The 17,912-nt window shown below is 47.2% G+C and carries 17 protein-coding genes; all 17 read right to left on the bottom strand.

Annotated elements, in window-relative coordinates; genetic code table 11:
- Positions 1 to 31: 31 nt before the first annotated feature.
- A complete protein-coding gene (locus tag DW769_RS13890; protein ID WP_118600914.1) occupies positions 32 to 1,339 on the bottom strand; it encodes a putative ABC transporter permease in 1,308 nt (435 codons plus the stop codon).
- A 30-nt stretch (positions 1,340 to 1,369) separates the two neighbouring features.
- Complete coding sequence (locus tag DW769_RS13885) at positions 1,370 to 2,347, bottom strand: hypothetical protein (protein ID WP_055227896.1); 978 nt, start codon at positions 2,345 to 2,347, stop codon at positions 1,370 to 1,372.
- Between the two features lie 8 nt (positions 2,348 to 2,355).
- A complete protein-coding gene (locus DW769_RS13880) occupies positions 2,356 to 2,796 on the bottom strand; it encodes a DUF4869 domain-containing protein (protein ID WP_055227895.1) in 441 nt (146 codons plus the stop codon).
- A gap of 238 nt (positions 2,797 to 3,034) precedes the next feature.
- A complete protein-coding gene (gene nifJ / locus DW769_RS13875; RefSeq protein WP_118750516.1) occupies positions 3,035 to 6,586 on the bottom strand; it encodes a pyruvate:ferredoxin (flavodoxin) oxidoreductase in 3,552 nt (1,183 codons plus the stop codon).
- Between the two features lie 304 nt (positions 6,587 to 6,890).
- Positions 6,891 to 8,705, bottom strand: coding sequence for an ABC-F family ATP-binding cassette domain-containing protein (locus tag DW769_RS13870; RefSeq protein WP_055227893.1), 1,815 nt, complete (start codon positions 8,703 to 8,705; stop codon positions 6,891 to 6,893).
- On the bottom strand, positions 8,702 to 9,139 hold the full coding sequence (locus DW769_RS13865; protein WP_022461739.1) for a GatB/YqeY domain-containing protein: 438 nt from the start codon (positions 9,137 to 9,139) through the stop codon (positions 8,702 to 8,704). The genes DW769_RS13870 and DW769_RS13865 overlap by 4 nt, the downstream gene beginning before the upstream one ends.
- Before the next feature lie 89 nt (positions 9,140 to 9,228).
- The gene (locus DW769_RS13860; protein WP_022461740.1) at positions 9,229 to 10,380 is read right to left on the bottom strand and encodes a DUF362 domain-containing protein; all 1,152 of its coding nucleotides are present in this window, start codon (positions 10,378 to 10,380) and stop codon (positions 9,229 to 9,231) included.
- 95 nt (positions 10,381 to 10,475) lie between these two features.
- Positions 10,476 to 10,832, bottom strand: coding sequence for a 50S ribosomal protein L20 (gene rplT, locus DW769_RS13855; protein ID WP_022461741.1), 357 nt, complete (start codon positions 10,830 to 10,832; stop codon positions 10,476 to 10,478).
- A 49-nt stretch (positions 10,833 to 10,881) separates the two neighbouring features.
- Positions 10,882 to 11,079: a 50S ribosomal protein L35 gene (gene rpmI / locus DW769_RS13850; RefSeq protein WP_022461742.1), complete on the bottom strand. Its 198-nt coding sequence runs from the start codon at positions 11,077 to 11,079 to the stop codon at positions 10,882 to 10,884.
- 35 nt (positions 11,080 to 11,114) lie between these two features.
- Positions 11,115 to 11,609: a translation initiation factor IF-3 gene (gene infC / locus DW769_RS13845; protein ID WP_022461743.1), complete on the bottom strand. Its 495-nt coding sequence runs from the start codon at positions 11,607 to 11,609 to the stop codon at positions 11,115 to 11,117.
- A gap of 308 nt (positions 11,610 to 11,917) precedes the next feature.
- Positions 11,918 to 12,241, bottom strand: a complete 324-nt coding sequence (locus tag DW769_RS13840) for a DUF1540 domain-containing protein (protein WP_022461744.1) — start codon at positions 12,239 to 12,241, stop codon at positions 11,918 to 11,920.
- An 85-nt stretch (positions 12,242 to 12,326) separates the two neighbouring features.
- The gene (gene thrS / locus DW769_RS13835) at positions 12,327 to 14,264 is read right to left on the bottom strand and encodes a threonine--tRNA ligase (protein WP_022461745.1); all 1,938 of its coding nucleotides are present in this window, start codon (positions 14,262 to 14,264) and stop codon (positions 12,327 to 12,329) included.
- 396 nt (positions 14,265 to 14,660) lie between these two features.
- A complete protein-coding gene (locus DW769_RS13830) occupies positions 14,661 to 15,074 on the bottom strand; it encodes a hypothetical protein (protein WP_242856702.1) in 414 nt (137 codons plus the stop codon).
- 48 nt (positions 15,075 to 15,122) lie between these two features.
- Positions 15,123 to 15,458 (bottom strand): helix-turn-helix domain-containing protein, encoded by a 336-nt coding sequence (locus DW769_RS13825; RefSeq protein ID WP_070103224.1) that lies wholly within the window; start codon positions 15,456 to 15,458, stop codon positions 15,123 to 15,125.
- Between the two features lies 1 nt (position 15,459).
- Positions 15,460 to 16,077, bottom strand: coding sequence for a GGDEF domain-containing protein (locus tag DW769_RS13820; RefSeq protein ID WP_055227890.1), 618 nt, complete (start codon positions 16,075 to 16,077; stop codon positions 15,460 to 15,462).
- Positions 16,031 to 16,684, bottom strand: a complete 654-nt coding sequence (locus DW769_RS13815; protein ID WP_055228005.1) for an HD domain-containing protein — start codon at positions 16,682 to 16,684, stop codon at positions 16,031 to 16,033. The genes DW769_RS13820 and DW769_RS13815 overlap by 47 nt, the downstream gene beginning before the upstream one ends.
- 147 nt (positions 16,685 to 16,831) lie before the next feature.
- A complete protein-coding gene (locus DW769_RS13810; RefSeq protein WP_055227889.1) occupies positions 16,832 to 17,599 on the bottom strand; it encodes a nucleoside phosphorylase in 768 nt (255 codons plus the stop codon).
- Between the last annotated feature and the right edge of the window lie 313 nt (positions 17,600 to 17,912).

Below are 17,912 nucleotides of genomic sequence, written 5' to 3'. Positions count from 1 at the left end.
TGCAGACTACGGAAATGTTTTTTAACACATTCTAGTTAATCGCTTTGGCATTGGGGTAGATTTTTTCCATTCGGGCGTCCGGGAAATGGGCATCTATGGTCTGCTCGATGGCATTAGCTGCGGGCTTTTGGTGGGCGCGTTCGTCGTATCGGGCGAGAGCAAGGGTAGATACGAGCATGTTGGCCACCATGAACACGATCAGGATCCAAGTGATGATTTCTCCGAATTTCATCGGGATTTTTTCAATCCAGCGCGAAATGACAGGATAGAATTTTTTGAGCCAGACGACGGCGGCTATTCCCCAGAAGAAACAGTACAGGAGGTTGATACGGCCTCCGAGGTTGAAGGGAATGTCGCTGTAGTCCCAGAAGACTTTTCCGAATACGATTTCGGTGAACACACTGCAGATGTATTCGTAGGCTCCGCCGAGGAAGGTACCAAAGGCAAACAGGAATCCATCGGAGCGGTCGCGGTAGTTGTAGAGGAACCAGGTAGCGAGGGCGATGGCCAGGCCCCAGACGATGCTGAACGGGCCCCAGACAAGGCTGCTGCGGCTCATCCAGACACCGGCGGTGATGCGGCAGAATATGGTTTCTGTAATATCGCCCAAAAATGCGCCGATGATGAAGAGAAGAACGATTTTGTAAAAGCTGCATCCTTCGGCAAATACGCCGGTTTCTGTTTTCTCTTTTTTCTCCGGAACTGGCTGTACGGCCGGATAGGCACGTTCCACACGACGCTCCAGATAGCGGTAAACACGGACAGAAAGGCGTCTGGTGAAGGCGTCGATCTGATCGTTCATAGCGCTGATCCGCGGCATTTTTTTCGTGATGTGGTGCAGAACAGCATAGGAACCGACGGCATCTACTACCAATATACCAAAGAGAATCCAGGATGTGATATGCAGGAAACCGGCCGGAATTAAATGAAGAACTGTAAAGCAGAGGCGATTGCCGATTTTCATGGCAAGCAGTCCTAAAATTCCCCAGAGTACAGAATACTGGAGGCAGATATAGCCGTCCATGTTCCATTTTTTATTGGAATAGTCCCACCATTTGCCATGGCCAATGCGTTCCAGCGCGTGACCGGCCAGCCACTCGGCTGCGGTAGCGATAATCATACAGCCAAGGAACAAAAAGACGGGGCTTGACTGCAGTTCATACAGATAACGTGTCATAAAGACAGCTGTGATTCCATAGATGGCGCAGAGCGGACCATTTAAGAATCCTCTGTTTACCATATGTTTTTTCCGGATCGCGGCCACAGAAGTTTCCAGAAGCCATCCAAGGAAGGCGTAAAAGAAAAACAGGCCGAGATAGTCATAAATTGTATAGTTCATGTTCTTCTCTCTATTCTTTCATTATTTTTGCTATTTTAAGGATTTTATTTTCCACTGAATCCCTTGTATACTCTCCAGTATTTTGTTTTTATTTTTATCCTGCAAATAAGATGGATTTAATTTTGCTTTTTTATACTGCAAATATGTTCCTTCTGTTTTCTGAATCAGCAATTTTGTAAAATATTGTTCCCAGCTAAAAAACTCTGTGCTGTCGATATAATCTTCTGGATTTTCCAGAATTTTACGAACCTCTTTGTCCTGTAAAAGATCTGAATTTAAAATCAGCCATTCAAAAGACTCCGGTAAATATAAATGTACGTTCTGTTTTTCCTCTATTTTATTGCTGAGAAGATTCATTTCTGCTCCAATTGCAGCACCGTCCGCAATAATACAGGTTTCTTCTGTTCCTGCCTTGCCGATCATTTCCGGTATTTTTGTTTTTCCACCAGCGCTTTCACATGTAATATTCCTTTCTGCACATACATTTTCAAAAAATTGATACCCAGAATTGGAATCTTCCGTAATTATTTTTTGTACTCTAACAGGAAGCCGTGCTGTTTTGGGATAGATCTGATACATTTTCTGATATATTTTTCTGGTATCTCTGTATTTTCCGGAAACATGCAATCCATAAATCTCTTCTACACTATACGGCAAATTATATAAGTTTTCTCTCGTAATCAATACAAAATAGTTTTCTGAACCCCGTATGGCAGAAGCAAATTCTTCTGTTTTTATAAAATAATTCTCCTCGTCTATGAAAAAGATGCTTTCCCGGCTGTTTTCCAAAATAATTTTCCAATTAACACCTTCCAGCACTCTGCACGGTACTTCACAGGAAACGTTGATTCCGCTGGACTCCCCTAAATTTTCTGCCTGCCGGATCATATTTACCAGTGTTGTTTTTCCTGATGCACTATCCCCCTGGATGATTGTAATATTACGCTTTATCACAAATTCATAATGAACTCTGTTATTTTGAATAATAACTCTTTTCTTTCCCTTCATACATCCACCTATACATAAGCCTCGGCAACATCTACAAATTCGGACATATTCCGCACAATAGTCCCTGTATTTAAAATCAGGATTTCAAAAGGATCTTTGCCAAACCGCATCACATGACGCAGATTAATCGTCAGATCCTTTTGCTCTCCTAATTTTAAAATCCATTTTGCACAATTATCTCCACATACGGAGGCATTAAAGATCTTTCCGTCTGTATCGTATGCCATCAGCAGCAACGTTTTGATTCCTCCGGATAAATCTTTCGGTGGAATCGGACCAAGCACCGGGCTGTCAATCAGATGCGCACTGATTACCTCCGAGCGATCCACATCGCGGATCATTTCTTTTGCCAGTGGCGTGGTCAGCCATTCATCTTCATAACAATTATCAAAATAGGTTGGCGGATGATAGATTGCACCTTTCATTTCTCCAAGATATATTTTCAACATAATAAAATTCCTCTCGCTAACGCTCATTATATCGTGATACGCACATTATACCATATCTCAAAGCCTTCTTGCGCAAAAATGTATCGTTTGTCAACATTTTCCGGGATAAAAATGTTGACAAACGATACAAAACTATTGCCAAATGTCGCTAATTCATTTTTTCTCCCAAAAAGAAAGAAGCCATACTCTCTCAAGTATGACTTCTCTCCTTTTTCAAATTCTTTTTAAGGAAAAAGAATTACTCTTCTTCTGCGCCGTACAGTTTTACGAGTTTGTTCAGGTAAGTGTAACGGTCTTTTGCTTCCTGCTCGTTCTTGCCGAACAGTCTTTCTGCTTTCGCCGGGTTTGCACGTTTCAGAGAGTTGTAACGTACCTCGCCGTTCAGGAATTCCTGATAATCTCCTGACGGAGCCTTGGAATCCAGTGTGAATGCGCTCTTGCCTTCTGCAGCGAGTGCCGGGTTGAAGCGGAAGCAATGCCAGTATCCGGTCTGAACAGCGAGCTGCTCCTCGGTCTGTGCTTTGCTCATACCTTTCTTGATACCATGGTTGATACACGGAGCGTAAGCGATAATGAGGGACGGTCCCGGATATGCCTCTGCCTCTGCGATTGCTTTGACTGCCTGATTGTAATCAGCGCCCATAGCGATCTGTGCTACGTATACATAGCCATAGCTCATTGCGATGCTTGCCATATCTTTCTTCTTGGTTTCTTTACCGCCTGCTGCGAACTGTGCAACTGCACCGGTCGGAGTAGCTTTGGAGGACTGTCCGCCTGTGTTGGAGTAAACCTCGGTATCGAATACCATTACGTTGATATCTTTTCCGCTGGCAAGTACGTGGTCTACGCCGCCGAATCCGATATCGTAAGCCCATCCGTCACCACCGAAGATCCACTGGGATTTCTTAGCGAGGAAGTCTTTGTTCTTAACGATGTCTCTGCAAACGTCGCAGTCGGCATCTTTGATTGCTTCTACGAGTTTATCGGTTGCGGTTCCGTTGGTTGCGCCGCAGTCAAAGGTATCCAGATACTCTTTGCATGCTGCTTTTACTTCTTCCGGAGCTTTCTCAGAGTTCATAACAGCTTCAACTTTGGCTTTCAGGCCGCCGCGGATTGCTTTCTGAGCAAGAAGCATACCATAACCGAACTCTGCGTTGTCCTCGAACAGGGAGTTGGACCATGCCGGGCCCTGTCCTTTCTCGTTTACGGTGTAAGGAGTGGACGGTGAGGAGTTGCCCCAGATAGAAGAGCATCCTGTTGCGTTTGCGATGTACATTCTGTCACCAAACAGCTGGGTGATCAGTTTTGCGTAAGGAGTCTCGCCGCAGCCTGCGCATGCGCCGGAGAACTCAAGCAGCGGTTTCTTGAACTGGCTGCCCTTTACGGTATTTTCTTTGAATTTTGCTACAACGTCTGTCTTCTCTGGAAGAGCTGCTGCATAATCGAAGTATTTCTGCTCTGCTTCGTGTGCTGCAAGGCTTTCCATAGCCAGTGCTTTCACACCCTTCTTGCCCGGGCATACGTTTGCACAGGAACCACATCCGGTACAGTCAAGCTGGGAAATAGCCATTGTGAAGGTGTAGTCCGGCATACCGGTCATCGGCATGGTCTGGATGCCTTCCGGAGCTGCTGCTGCTTCTTCTGCGGTCATGGCAACCGGACGGATAACAGCGTGCGGGCAGACGAAGGAACATCTGTTACACTGGATACAGTTTTCCGGATTCCATACAGGTACGTTTACGGCGATACCACGTTTCTCGTATGCGGATGTGCCGGACGGAGTTGTTCCGTCTACGTAGTCTGCAAATGCGGATACAGGCAGGTTGTTTCCTTCCTGGGAAGTTACTTTTGCCTGGATGGTATTTACGAATTTAACAGCGTCAGCGCGGCCGCTCTCTGCATGAGTTGTGGTCAGACCTTCGTCTGCTGCATTTTTCCAGCTTTCCGGAACTGCAACTTCTTTGATCTGTTTTGCACCCTCATCGATTGCTGCCCAGTTCTTTGCTACGACATCATCACCTTTACGGCCATAGGTAGCTTTTGCTGCTGCTTTCATGAGTTCGATGGCTTTTTCTTCCGGAATGATCTTCGCAAGCTTGAAGAATGCAGACTGAAGAATGGTGTTGATACGGGTCGGTCCCATGCCGGTCTCGATACCGATCTTAACGCCGTCGATCACATAGAATTTGATGTTATGGTTTGCGATGAATGCTTTTACCTGACCTGGCAGATGCTCTTCCAGTCCTGCTTCATCCCATGGACAGTTCAGAAGGAAGGTTCCTCCGTCTACCAGCTCCTCTACCATGTGATATTTGTTCACATAGGAAGGATTATGACATGCAACAAAGTTTGCTTTGTGGATCAGGTAGGTGGATTTGATCGGTTTCTTTCCGAAACGCAGGTGAGACATCGTTACACCGCCGGACTTCTTGGAGTCATAATCGAAGTAAGCCTGAGCGTACATGTCTGTGTTGTCACCGATGATCTTGATGGAGTTCTTGTTTGCACCTACGGTACCGTCTGCGCCAAGTCCCCAGAATTTGCAGTTGATGGTTCCTTCCGGAGTTGTTACCAGAGGAGCGCCAACCGGCAGAGACAGATTGGTAACATCGTCTACGATACCAATGGTAAATCTCTGTTTCTCTGTATTTTCATATACAGCAACGATCTGAGCCGGTGTGGTGTCCTTGGAACCAAGTCCGTAACGACCTGTGAAGACCGGTGTGCTCTCGAATCTGCTGCCTTTTAATGCTGCTACTACGTCCAGGTACAGAGGCTCGCCAAGAGATCCCGGCTCTTTTGTTCTGTCCAGAACGGAAATCTGTTTTACAGTCTCCGGAATTGCATTGATGAGTGCTTCTGCGGAGAACGGACGGTACAGACGTACCTTTACAACGCCGACTTTCTTGCCTGCTGCTACGAGGTAATCGATGGTCTCCTCGATGGTATCGCAGACAGAACCCATAGCGATGATTACGTGCTCAGCGTCTGCTGCTCCATAATAGTTGAACAGTTTGTAATCGGTTCCGATTTTCTCGTTTACTTTGTCCATGTACTCCTGTACGATTGCCGGAAGAGCATCGTAGTACGGGTTACATGCTTCTCTTGCCTGGAAGAAGATATCCGGGTTCTGTGCGGATCCTCTCTGGCACGGATGGTTCGGGTTCAGGGCATGTTTACGGAATGCATCTACTGCATCCATATCTACCATGTCTTTCAGATCTTCGTAATCCCATGTCTCGATTTTCTGAATCTCGTGGGAGGTACGGAATCCGTCGAAGAAGTTGATAAATGGAACTTTGCCTTTCAGTGCTGCACAGTGTGCAACCGGTGTCAGGTCCATAACCTCCTGTACGCTGGATTCGCAGAGCATTGCGACTCCGGTCTGACGACAGGCGTAAACGTCTGAATGATCTCCGAAGATGGAAAGTGCGTGGCTTGCAAGGGCACGAGCGGATACGTTGAATACGCCCGGGAGCTGCTCGCCGGCAATTTTATAAAGGTTCGGGATCATCAGAAGAAGTCCCTGGGATGCGGTGTAGGTTGTGGTAAGAGCTCCGGCTGCCAGTGATCCGTGTACTGCACCTGCTGCTCCTGCCTCAGACTGCATCTCAGTTACCTGAACTTCCTGTCCGAAAATGTTCTTTCTTCCCTGGGTTGCCCACTCATCGGTATGCTCCGCCATAACGGATGAAGGGGTAATTGGGTAAATAGCTGCTACGTCGGTATACGCATAAGACGCATGTGCTGCAGCCTGGTTACCATCCATGGTTTTCATCTTTCTAGCCATTTGATTTTATCCTCCTTAAAAAATGATGACCAAAAATTACTTTGGCTTTTCTCAGGTTGGTGTTCTGCCGGGTTTCGGTTGCCTCCGCGCTTCGAAAAACCCGGATAAGGGCATGGCAATGCCACTATGTCCAGTATTTGAATTATAACACCGATTGGGCATTCTGTCCAGATTTTCTGTGGGTGTTCAGGGAAAAATACAAGTTTTTTACAACTTCTGGTAATTCCGCGTCGAATTTCTTGATAAAAAAAGAAGGAACGACCCGCATATTTTTTCTCTTCTGCGGACAGTTCCTTTGCTTCTTTTATTTCTGATTCTGCGCCTCAATCTGTTCTGCGAGGTCGGTTAGATAAACCCATCTCTCGGTTTTTTCTTCCAGAGCAGCTTCGGTCTTCTCTTTTTCCACCATCAGTTCGGCGAGCTTTGCAGAGTTGGTGGCGTTTTTGAGCATCTGATCGTCAAGCGATGCAATCTTTTCCTCGAGTACAGCGATATCGTCATCAATGGTCTCGTACTCGCGCTGTTCTTTGAACGTAAATTTCAGGCGGGTCGGACGGTTCTGCTTCCAGTCATTGTTCTTTGACTTTGCAGGTTCGTCCGCGGACGTTTTGGACGGCGCTGCTTTTGCCGTTTCTTCCGCACTTCCGCCGAAACGGCGTTCTTTTGCTTCGAGGTAATCGGTGTAGCCGCCCTCGTACTGCAGAAGATTTCCGTTTCCGTCGAATTCGAAGATGCGGTCCACGACGTTATCCAGGAAATAGCGGTCGTGGGAAACGGTGATGACGATGCCGACGAACGTGTTCAGGAAATCCTCAAGCACGGTCAGGGTCGGGATATCAACGTTGTTGGACGGCTCGTCGAGGATCAGAACATTGGCGCCGCTCACTAAGACGGATAAGAGATACAGTCTCCGTTTTTCGCCTCCGGAGAGTTTGGAAATCGGGGTGTACTGCATATCCGGTGTGAACAGGAAGCGTTCGAGCATCTGCGATGCGCTGATGCGGCCGTCACGGGTCTGGACATACTCAGCGATATCTTTCACGTAGTCGATCACGCGCTGATTCGTATCCATGTCCGGCTCTTCCTGTGCCAGATAGCCGATGCGGATCGTGTCGCCGATTTCGATGGTTCCCGCATCCGGCAGGACTTCTCCGGTGATCATCCGCAGCATTGTGGATTTTCCGCAGCCGTTCGGGCCAATGATGCCGACACTCTGGTTCCGCAGGAAGATGTATTCGAAATCTTTCATCAGCGTTTTATCGCCGAAGGCTTTGCTGACGTTATGGAATTCAATCGTTTTCTTTCCCATGCGGGTCTCGACAGCATCCATCTCCACGACAGCGTCTGCGGTCGGTGCCGTGCCATTTTTGAGTACTTCGAGACGTTCGAGTCTTGCGCGCTGTTTTGTGCTTCTTGCGCGGCAGCCGCGTTTCGCCCATTCGAGTTCCATGCGCAGGATGCTCTGGCGTTTCCGTTCAGAGGCGAGTTCCATCTCCTCGCGCTCAGCTTTCAGTTCCAGAAAACGGGAATAGTTGGAATCGTAGCTGTACATTTTTCCGTGGCTGATTTCGAGGATGCGGTTCGACACTTTATCCAGGAAATAACGGTCATGGGTGACCATAAAGACGGTTCCGCGGTAATTTTTCAGGTAATCCTCGAGCCAGGAGAGCATCGCATTGTCGAGATGGTTTGTCGGCTCGTCGAGGATCAGGACGTCAAAATCGGACGCAAGCACTTTTGCCAGGGCAACCTTGCGGCGCTGGCCGCCCGAGAGGGTGTCGATTTTTGCGTCGTATTCGGTGATACCGAGCTGTACAAGGTTGCTCTGCACCTGCCAGTCCTCCTCATCGCCGGAAAGGGCGTAGGACAGCACGGTGGCATCCTTTGGAAATTCCGGTGTCTGCGGAAGATAGGCCATTTTGAGGTTGTTCTGGCGGATAATCTGGCCGGAATCCGGGGTCTCATCTCCTGCTACTATGCGCAGCAGCGTGGATTTTCCGGTTCCGTTGATTCCGACGATGCCGACCTTGTCGCCCTCCTGCAGGCCGAAGGAAGCATCGTCAAAAATCAGTTTATCGCCGAACAGTTTGCTGATGTGTTCGATGTTGATGATATTCATTTGCACAGTTCTGCAACGGTCTGGTTGATGACTTTTCCGTCTGCTTTACCTTTCATATCTGCCATAACGGCCTTCATGATGGCACCTTTGCTCTTGGTTGCCAGAACGTCTGCGAATTTCTCCTTGATGTAGGCTTTGACTTCGTCTGCACTCATCTGTTTCGGTGCATACTCGCTGATGACGTCATAGCGGAACTGATACTCTGCTTTTAAGTCCTCACGGGATGCCGGGCAGGTATCGATCTGCTCTTTTACGGTCTTCAGCTCTTTTAAGATGACGCGGTCTACCAGCTCCGGTTTGATGTCATCGCGGCAGCCCTCGTCGATGGCTACTTTCTTTGCTGCGGAGATCAGGGAAGAGATGGCCTCTTTTCTCGCTTTGTCTTTGGCTTTCATTGCTGCTATCATATCACTTCTTAAAGTTTCTAATTCCATGGTGTTGTTCCTCCTGTACTAAATTTTGTCCGGTTTCAAGTATAACACTTCTCTTTTTGCTTTTCCAGTCACTTTGTAGGATAGCTCCCTTATTTTTCCCACGGCAGACGGTGTTTCTTTACCTGGATTGCCTGATGCGGGCACATTTCCTGACAGCAGAAACAGCGGATGCACTTTTTATAATCGTAGACCGGCGGATTTCTGCGGCCGTTATCAAAGCGGACGGCTTTCCCTTCCACCGGGCAGCTCTCGACGCAGACGCCGCATTTTTTACATTTTTCTTCTATGATATAGGGGCGGCTCTGGAAGACCCCGAGGATCTCGAGCAGGTCGAGGGCTCCTTTTTTGCGGGCTTTGCGGCGGTCGACGTTGAAGTTTGGATTTCCGTACTTTCTTTTCAGTTCTTTCTCGGATATGGTGCCATCCGCTGTCACGATTTCGATGCGGTCGTCGTGCCACGTTCCAAGGCCGAGCGTTTCCCCGTAGAGATTTGTCGGCACATACGACGGATCGAGGTTCACCAGATGGCAGAACACGGTATCCAGTGCAATCGGATCGGTGGACATAAGAAGAACTCCCATCGAAACCGGGTCGCCGGAAGTCGGACCATTGCCTTCCATTGCTACGATGCCGTCGCAGATATAGAGGCGCGGGGCGACTTTCTGGTTCAGCTCGATCAGCATGTGCGCGAAGCTCTCAGCGTTCGGATACTGCGTGTGGCCGAGTTTTTTGTAGACGCCGCTGATGCAGCCGTACTGGTTCTTGACAGCTCCGGTGATGCGTTCCAGCGCGTGGGTTTTCATTTTGCTGACGCTGATGAGGGCGTCGCAGTCGAGTGCATCTTTCGCAATCATCAGAAATTTACCATCGGCGGTTTCTACGCGCTCGCTCGTAAGGAAATCTTTCAGCGGAACGTTGTGTTTTTCCAGCACCTCTTTCAGCCCGGCTTCCTTTGCAATGCCCTCCGGGGTGCCAAGGCCGCAGGAATCGCCGCAGGAAATATTCTCATAGCCATTTTCCTGCAAAATCGTGATCAGGGCATCCATAACTTCCGGGTCGGTCACGACGGCGCGTTCTCGTTTTGCGGAGCGGACGAGGTTTGGTTTTAATAAGATATTCTCTTCTTTTCCGATCAGAGATTCCAGGCCGCCAATTGCTTCCAATCCCTTTTGCAGGCTTTCCTTTACGTGCGCCGGCTCATAGTCGGGACAGGCAACCACTGCCACTTTGCTTTTTTTCATATTCACCTCATGTTTTTCTATATTTCAAAAGAAGCTGCGATCCCCTTACCGGTTCTCACAGCTTCTTCGTATATTCACACAGAATATGTTTTTACTTATGCTACTTTGCTTTTTGCAAGCTCAGCCAGTGTTGCAAATCCTTCTGCATCGTTAACTGCCATGTCAGCCAGAACTTTACGGTTCAGCTCAACGCCTGCCAGTTTCAGACCATACATAAATTTGCTGTAGGACAGACCGTTCATTCTTGCTGCTGCGTTGATACGAGCGATCCACAGCTGACGGAACTGACGTTTTTTCTGTTTTCTTCCTGCGTAGGAGCTGGTCAGTGCGCGCATTACGGACTGTTTTGCTACTCTATACTGTTTGCTTCTGGCTCCTCTGTAACCTTTAGCCAGTTTTAATACTCTGTTATGTTTTTTCTTAGCGTTCATGCCGCCTTTAATTCTTGCCATTTCTTATTTTCCTCCTTGATCTGTTGGGCGTAACTCTACCTTGCAAAAATTACATGTAAGGTAAGATTTTCTTCATGTTCTTTACGTTTGTTGCATCAACAGTAGTCTGTTTTCTCAGGTTTCTTTTTCTCTTCTGAGATTTCTTGGTTAAGATATGGCTCTTGTAAGCTTTATTTCTTACTAATTTTCCTGTTCCTGTTGTTTTAAAACGCTTTGCAGCTGCTCTGCTTGTTTTTACCTTTGGCATTTTAATTTCCTCCTTGATATTGATTCAAATGTATTTTAACGTTTAGCCGTCAAAAACATGGTCATGCTTCTGCCTTCCACCTTCGGCGCTTTGTCAACCGTTGCAATATCGGACAGACTCTCTGCAAATTCATCGAGGATGTATTTGCTACTGTTCATATGTGCCATCTCACGGCCGCGGAAACGAAGTGTTACTTTTACTTTGTCTCCCTTTGTAATGAACTTGCGGGCTGCACCTACTTTGGTATTAAGATCATTGGTGTCAATGTTTGGAGAAAGGCGAACTTCCTTGATTTCAATTGTTTTCTGTTTTTTCTTTGCTTCTTTTTCCTTGCGGGCCAGTTCATATCTGTACTTTCCGTAGTCGATAATTTTGCAAACCGGCGGTTTCGCTGTCGGAGCAATTTTCACAAGATCCAGACCTGCTTCCTGTGCTTTCAGGTACGCATCTCTGGCAGACATAATTCCAAGCTGTTCTCCGTTCTGACCGATCAGACGAATTTCTCTGTCTCTGATCTGCTCATTAATCATTAATTCGCTAATTGTAGTGCACCTCCATCATTATAAAAGACTGTGTTCCCGCTTTTGCGGTGTAACGAAATCAAACTCGGCTCACCGGACCGGATTTGACTGATAACGCAAGAAAAGTGGATAGACAGACTATCCACTTAACATTGTACATAAATCTCTACACAAAGAGAACTTAAGATCAATATTGGACCGTAGTCGCGTGTTTGCGCTAGGGTGAGAGTGGATACTCTACTTTCTTTTTCTCAGACTATTGCAGTATAGCACTCTCCCATCCTGTTGTCAATACTGATTTTCGCATTTTTTCGTATTTATCTCCCGCAGCCACAGCGGAAGGAGCTGCACTCGGTTTCCTGGCAGCTGCATGCGCTGTCTCCGGCGATATGGATGTCTCCGGCTTCGCATTTACAGTTGTCGTTAAAGGTACAGTTCTGCGCCTTGCAGTCGACACCGATTTTCGTACAGCCGCAGCCGGTAGAGTTGAACATCGTGCCCTCACCGCGCTCCTTGAAGCTCTCGCAGCACGTTTCCATGGAGCTTTTGGCTTCGCTTCCGCCTACGCGGATATCTCCTTTGGAACAGAGCTCGTTCTGGTTGTAAACACAGGTCATAGCGGAACAACTTAATGCTGGCATAATAAATTACCTCCTGAAATTTAGTTTTCTGCGGTTTCGCCCGCATAGAAACCATTATTTCCAAGAGGTAATTTTTTATGCTTTATTATTTATTTTCTTTTGTTTCAACAGTAACCGGGCGGTTAACGCGGCCTGCGATTTCTTCTTTGATATCTGCGATAAACTGCTCCAGGCTTCTCTGGCCTTCATCACCTGCAAAACGGCTTCTGACAGATACAAGACCTGCCTCTTCCTCTTTTGCTCCGGCGATCAGCATGTATGGAATCTTCTGTCCCTGTGCCTCACGGATCTTATATCCAATCTTCTCGGAACGGGTATCCATCTCTGCGCGGATGCCTGCCTCGTGAAGGGCGTCCAGAACCTTCTTACCGTAATCTGCGTATTTGTCGGAGATTGGCAGAACCTTTACCTGTACCGGTGCAAGCCAGGTTGGGAATGCACCTGCAAAATGCTCGATCAGGATACCGATGAAACGCTCAACAGAACCGTAAACAACACGGTGGATCATAATCGGACGATGCTTCTCGCCGTCTGCTCCTGTGTATTCCAGCTCGAATCTCTGCGGCAGCTGGAAGTCAAGCTGGATGGTACCGCACTGCCACGTTCTTCCGATGGAGTCTTCCAGATGGAAGTCGATCTTCGGGCCATAGAATGCGCCGTCGCCTTCGTTGACTACATAGTCAAGGCCAAGATCATCGAGTGCGCCGCGGAGACCTTCGGTTGCTACCTCCCAGTCCTCATCGCTTCCCATGCTGTCTTCCGGACGGGTGGACAGCTCTACGTGATATTTGAATCCGAACAGTTTGTAAACCTGGTCAATCAGGTTTGCAACGCCTTTGATTTCGTCTTTGATCTGCTCCGGTGTCATGAAGATATGGGCATCGTCCTGGTTGAAGCAGCGTACACGCATCAGGCCGTGCAGCTGGCCGGATTTCTCATGACGATGTACCAGACCAACCTCTGCCAGACGCAGCGGCAGATCACGGTAGGAACGAGGCTCGGATTTGTAAACGAGAACGCCGCCCGGGCAGTTCATCGGTTTGATTGCATAATCTTCATCGTCGATGACGGTGGTATACATGTTTTCTTTGTAGTGATCCCAATGACCGGAGGTCTCCCACAGGCGACGGTTCAGGATGATCGGTGTGGAGATTTCTACGTATCCTGCTTTTCTGTGGATTTCACGCCAGTAATCCATCAGTGCATTTTTCAGATCCATTCCTTTTGGAAGGAAGAACGGGAATCCCGGGCCGTCCTCACTCATCATAAACAGGCCGAGCTCTTTTCCGAGTTTTCTGTGGTCACGCTTCTTTGCTTCCTCGATCATGTGGAGGTACTCTTCAAGCTCTGCTTTCTTTGTGAATGCAGTTCCGTAGATTCTCTGCAGCATCTTGTTTTTCTCGCTGCCTCTCCAGTATGCGCCTGCAAGGCTGGTCAGTTTGAAGGCTTTGACCGGCTTTGTGCTCATCAGATGAGGGCCTGCGCACAGGTCCGTGAATTCACCCTGGCGATAGAAGCTGATGACTGCGTCTTCCGGCAGATCTTCGATCAGTTCTACTTTATATGGCTCTTCTTTTTCTTTCATGAAAGCGATGGCTTCTGCTCTCGGCAGCTCAAAACGCTCCAGTTTCAGATCCTCTTTTACAATTTTCTTCATTTCTGCTTCGATTTTTTCAAGGTCTTCGCTGGTGAGTGGAGTATCTCTGTCTACATCGTAGTAGAATCCGTCTGCGATGGACGGTCCGATTGCAAGCTTGGTATCCGGGTACAGTCTCTTGATTGCCTGTGCCATGATATGGGATGTGGTGTGACGGAATGCTGCTTTTCCGCCTTCATCGTTGAAGGTCAGAATGGAAAGATTGCAGTCCTTGTCGATGACGGTACGAAGATCTTCTACTTCACCGTTTACTTCACCTGCACAGGCCATTCTTGCAAGGCCTTCGCTGATGTCTGCTGCGATCTCAATGATGGATTTCGGTTCGGAGTACTCTTTGGTACTTCCATCTTTCAGTGTGATGATCATTTGCTTTACCTCTTTCTTTGTATATTTTTCGCAAGCGTGTTTCAGAATTTTTATACTTTTTACAGCAACAAAAAAGTCCCTTCTGACACGCTTATGCTGTCAAAAGGGACGATGTATTTTCATTCACCGCGGTTCCACCCATTTTGTTTTTTCAAACCACTTCATTTGACGATAACGGAATCACCGGGCCGGATTGGGGCCGCTCAGAGCTGGTCTTCGATCACGTTCCTGTTAAAACCCTTGCACCACAAAACGGGGTTTCTCTCTGTCACATTCGCTGTGATTTACTCGTCTCTTCTACGCTTTGCTGTTTTCCTGTTCGGTGCTTTTGGCTCCCGATAGTTTTAGATTATATCACCCAATAACTGATTGTCAAGCCCTGCATTGGGTGAAAATTTATTTTTCCTGTGATTTTTTTGCTTCTGTCTGCATCAAAAATTTTTCTTTTGCTTTCTCCGGCATTTCAAGCAGTGCAAACTCGTAAAAAATCCCATAAATGTACGTAATTCCGCGGATATCTCCCAGTGCTTTCGGGCGGGCAACGACCGGCCTTTCGCTTTCCTGCTGCAATTCCAGCACTTTCTGATACGCCGTCCGCACAGAACTCCAGACAAGGCTTTTGCTTTTCTCCCGGCGGTCGATCCAGAGTTCTTTTGTATAAGTGCCGCTTCTGCCGTATTTCATATGGTAGGAATACGGCAGGCCGGAATAGGTATGAAATTCAAAATCCTGGAATGTGAGTAAGCACTCCCACAGAGCTTCTTCTGTCCGTTCCCGATGAAGCCGCTGCAGGGCCTGCACTCTTTGCATTTGTAAGTTTTCCTGTGTTTCTTTCATCTTTTCCTTTGTTTCCTGATCCTATCTTTCCTCCTGCAATGCCGCCAGATAACCTAAGATTCTTTCTTTTTGTCTGCCCGGCAGATTGCGGAAGCCTTCCAGAATTATTTTTTCTTCTTCGTTTGCGGCACTCAGTTCAGGATCCATCGGCTTTTGTTCTGTTCCACTCTCCCCTAAAAGTTCGTATGGCGTAACCTTCAGCACTTCGCAGATCTTCAGAATTTTGTCCGCCGATGGATTGGTTCCCTTTCGTTTCCAGTCGCTGATGGTGCTCTGGGAAATTCCGGTTTTTTCTGAAAACTCCTTCTGCGTTATGCTATTTCGAAGAATCAGTTCAAAAATTTTTTCACTAATCACGTTATCCTGTGTCCTTTCGTTTTTCTGTCCCTGTATCACAGAATTTCTTCGCCTCCCGTGCCGCCTCAAGTTCATGCTTCATACGGCACATAATCTGTGCAATTTTTTCATCCGGATTTTCCATATTCCGAACGAATGCAGCAAATTCATCTCCGCCCAGCCGGAATACAACATCCTCTTTTTCAAAACTGTTTTTCAGCACCTGTGCCAGCTGCTTTAACGTTTCGTCTCCCACCATATGACCCATGGTGTCATTCACAGACTTAAAATTATCCACATCCATCAGGAACATCGCATTCCCGTTTATTTCCTCTTCTTTTTGCCCGGCCAGTATTTTCTGTATATGCTCTTTTCCGCCGCCGACATTCCACAACCCGGTCAGCGCATCCGTCTGCGCCGCTCTTCTAAGTTCTCCCATACAGCATCTCGCAAAACAGTCCTGCAGGATCTCTTCGTCTTTTTTCTTGATCAGTCCGCGTGTCAGCAAAGCTTCTCCAAGAGACTGTTCCGTGTAAACCACGTTTTCTTTTTTTCCGTTAAAATTCTGAATGATAATCTTATGTTTTTCTGCTTCAAACTGAAACGTCAGCTCCATCGTTGATTTCAGAATCCGCTGCATCTCTTCCCTGCTCCGCTTCTACTTCCCGGTTGATCTCGTCCTCGCTGTCTGCCATGGCCTGAAGTGTCATGGTCAGCAGTTTTTCCAGCGGCCAGCCGAGCTGGTCAGCTCCGCGCTCGATAACTTCTCTGGAACATCCTGCTGCAAAGCCTTTGCTCTTATATTTTTTCTTCAGAGATTTCAGTTCCATATCCTTTGTGCTTTTGGAAGGCCGCATCAGTGCAGCCGCCCAGATCAGGCCGGTAAGTTCATCCGCAGCAAACAGCACTTTTTCCATTTCATGCACCGGTTCTACATCCAGCGTCACGCCGCACTCGATGGTAATGCCGTAGCCGTGCGAAACGACACCGTGAATGATGTCTTCCGATACGCCGTCCTCCCGTAAAAGCTCCGGTGCTTTCAGGCAGTGCTCTGCCGGATAAAGTTCAAAATCAATATCATGCAGCAGACCGACAATCCCCCAGTGTTCCTCTTCCGCTCCATAGCCAAGCTCTCTTGCATACCATTTCATAACTGCTTCTACGGTAAGCGCATGCTGAATATGAAAGGGATCCTTGTTGTATTTTTTCAGTAAGGCAAATGCCTCATCTCTTGTAATTTCGCTCATGCCTTTCTCCTTCCCATTTCCAATTTTATTCATCATATTCCTGTATTCCTATCATGTCAATAGGTTTATCACGTTTTTTCTAACACACCTGGCTATCTTTTTCTGTGGACTCGATCTGTCGTTGATTGGACCTTCATTCTAAATTCATTACAGCTTTTTCACCGCGTCCATACACAGCCTGAGTGCATACGCATAAGAATCTCCGCCCCAGTTCCGCTCATCATACCGTTCTACATCCGCAAGCGTATCTGCGGTGTAAAGAATCATTCCCCATGTCACATTTCGAAAAGCGGCGCAGGCAGCAAGCGCAGAACATTCCATTTCGACAACCGAGCAGCCCTCACTCTTGCGATATTCTACTTTTTCCTTTGTTTCCCGATAAAATCCATCCGTTGACCAGGTAACCACTTCCTGGTACTTCATATGATGTTCTAATACTGTTTCTTCTATTGCTTTTCTTGCCGTCTGACTGACTTCCATAAAACGCGAAGGTGCTGCATAATGGTAGGAAGTCCCTTCATCACGCAGGGCTTTGTACGGAACAAGAAACGTGCTTTCCGGAAATGGTACAAGCGCGCCGCAGGATCCTGTGGAAATAATTTTCTTTACTCCGTAGCCAATCAGCCAGTCAAGGAGCTGTACTGCAGGTGCCGCCCCTACCGGCGCCTGACACAGAACCATTTCTTCCCCTGCATCTTCTAAAACATAGACCGGATATTCTTTTGTTGCGCTGACAAATTCGGCCACTTTTTGCGCATGATGCTCCTGCGCGTACACATCAATATATCCTCCCACAAATGCAAATACACATTTGGGCGGCAATGAAATATTCTGATTTTCATGTGTCGGATTGATGACAGCCATCGGATTGTCATCAAATTCCAGAATGGGAATTTCGTTTTTTCTGATACTCATGTAAATGGTTCCTTTCTTTGTTTTTCTTTATTTTTCTCTGTGGCTTTGTCGCAAAATGATACCTTACCCATCTATGTAAATGCAGATGTCTGAAAGCAGATGGTTACGACAAAATCTGGATGGAAAATATCTTCACTCTATCAGATCAAGAAAACAATTTCAAGACTTATTCACTTTCTTTTACGTTCTTTTTGCCATAGTCTCCTTTTTCTGAAACAGCGAAGTAACAGCAATTTTTATATTCTAATATGATGATGTTGGGGTCAAAACCATAAATAACTTTGTCCTCTATTTCTATAGCACCTTGAAAAAT

Origin of the sequence: Blautia sp. AM29-29 (assembly GCF_003480555.1) — a bacterium.
Taxonomy (GTDB): domain Bacteria; phylum Bacillota; class Clostridia; order Lachnospirales; family Lachnospiraceae; genus Fusicatenibacter; species Fusicatenibacter saccharivorans.
Note: the sequence above shows the minus strand (reverse complement) of the source record. Positions and strands in the feature narration are given on the sequence as shown.

Excerpts from the sequence above, each read along its gene's own strand:
- DW769_RS13890 (WP_118600914.1), bottom strand. The coding sequence starts at position 1,339 with ATGAACTATACAATTTATGACTATCTCGGCCTGTTTTTCTTTTACGCC.
- DW769_RS13885 (WP_055227896.1), bottom strand. The coding sequence starts at position 2,347 with ATGAAGGGAAAGAAAAGAGTTATTATTCAAAATAACAGAGTTCATTAT.
- DW769_RS13880 (WP_055227895.1), bottom strand. The coding sequence starts at position 2,796 with ATGTTGAAAATATATCTTGGAGAAATGAAAGGTGCAATCTATCATCCG.
- nifJ (WP_118750516.1), bottom strand. The coding sequence starts at position 6,586 with ATGGCTAGAAAGATGAAAACCATGGATGGTAACCAGGCTGCAGCACAT.
- DW769_RS13870 (WP_055227893.1), bottom strand. The coding sequence starts at position 8,705 with ATGAATATCATCAACATCGAACACATCAGCAAACTGTTCGGCGATAAA.
- DW769_RS13865 (WP_022461739.1), bottom strand. The coding sequence starts at position 9,139 with ATGGAATTAGAAACTTTAAGAAGTGATATGATAGCAGCAATGAAAGCC.
- DW769_RS13860 (WP_022461740.1), bottom strand. The coding sequence starts at position 10,380 with ATGAAAAAAAGCAAAGTGGCAGTGGTTGCCTGTCCCGACTATGAGCCG.
- rplT (WP_022461741.1), bottom strand. The coding sequence starts at position 10,832 with ATGGCAAGAATTAAAGGCGGCATGAACGCTAAGAAAAAACATAACAGA.
- rpmI (WP_022461742.1), bottom strand. The coding sequence starts at position 11,079 with ATGCCAAAGGTAAAAACAAGCAGAGCAGCTGCAAAGCGTTTTAAAACA.
- infC (WP_022461743.1), bottom strand. The coding sequence starts at position 11,609 with ATGATTAATGAGCAGATCAGAGACAGAGAAATTCGTCTGATCGGTCAG.
- DW769_RS13840 (WP_022461744.1), bottom strand. The coding sequence starts at position 12,241 with ATGCCAGCATTAAGTTGTTCCGCTATGACCTGTGTTTACAACCAGAAC.
- thrS (WP_022461745.1), bottom strand. The coding sequence starts at position 14,264 with ATGATCATCACACTGAAAGATGGAAGTACCAAAGAGTACTCCGAACCG.
- DW769_RS13830 (WP_242856702.1), bottom strand. The coding sequence starts at position 15,074 with ATGCAAAGAGTGCAGGCCCTGCAGCGGCTTCATCGGGAACGGACAGAA.
- DW769_RS13820 (WP_055227890.1), bottom strand. The coding sequence starts at position 16,077 with ATGCAGCGGATTCTGAAATCAACGATGGAGCTGACGTTTCAGTTTGAA.
- DW769_RS13815 (WP_055228005.1), bottom strand. The coding sequence starts at position 16,684 with ATGAGCGAAATTACAAGAGATGAGGCATTTGCCTTACTGAAAAAATAC.
- DW769_RS13810 (WP_055227889.1), bottom strand. The coding sequence starts at position 17,599 with ATGAGTATCAGAAAAAACGAAATTCCCATTCTGGAATTTGATGACAAT.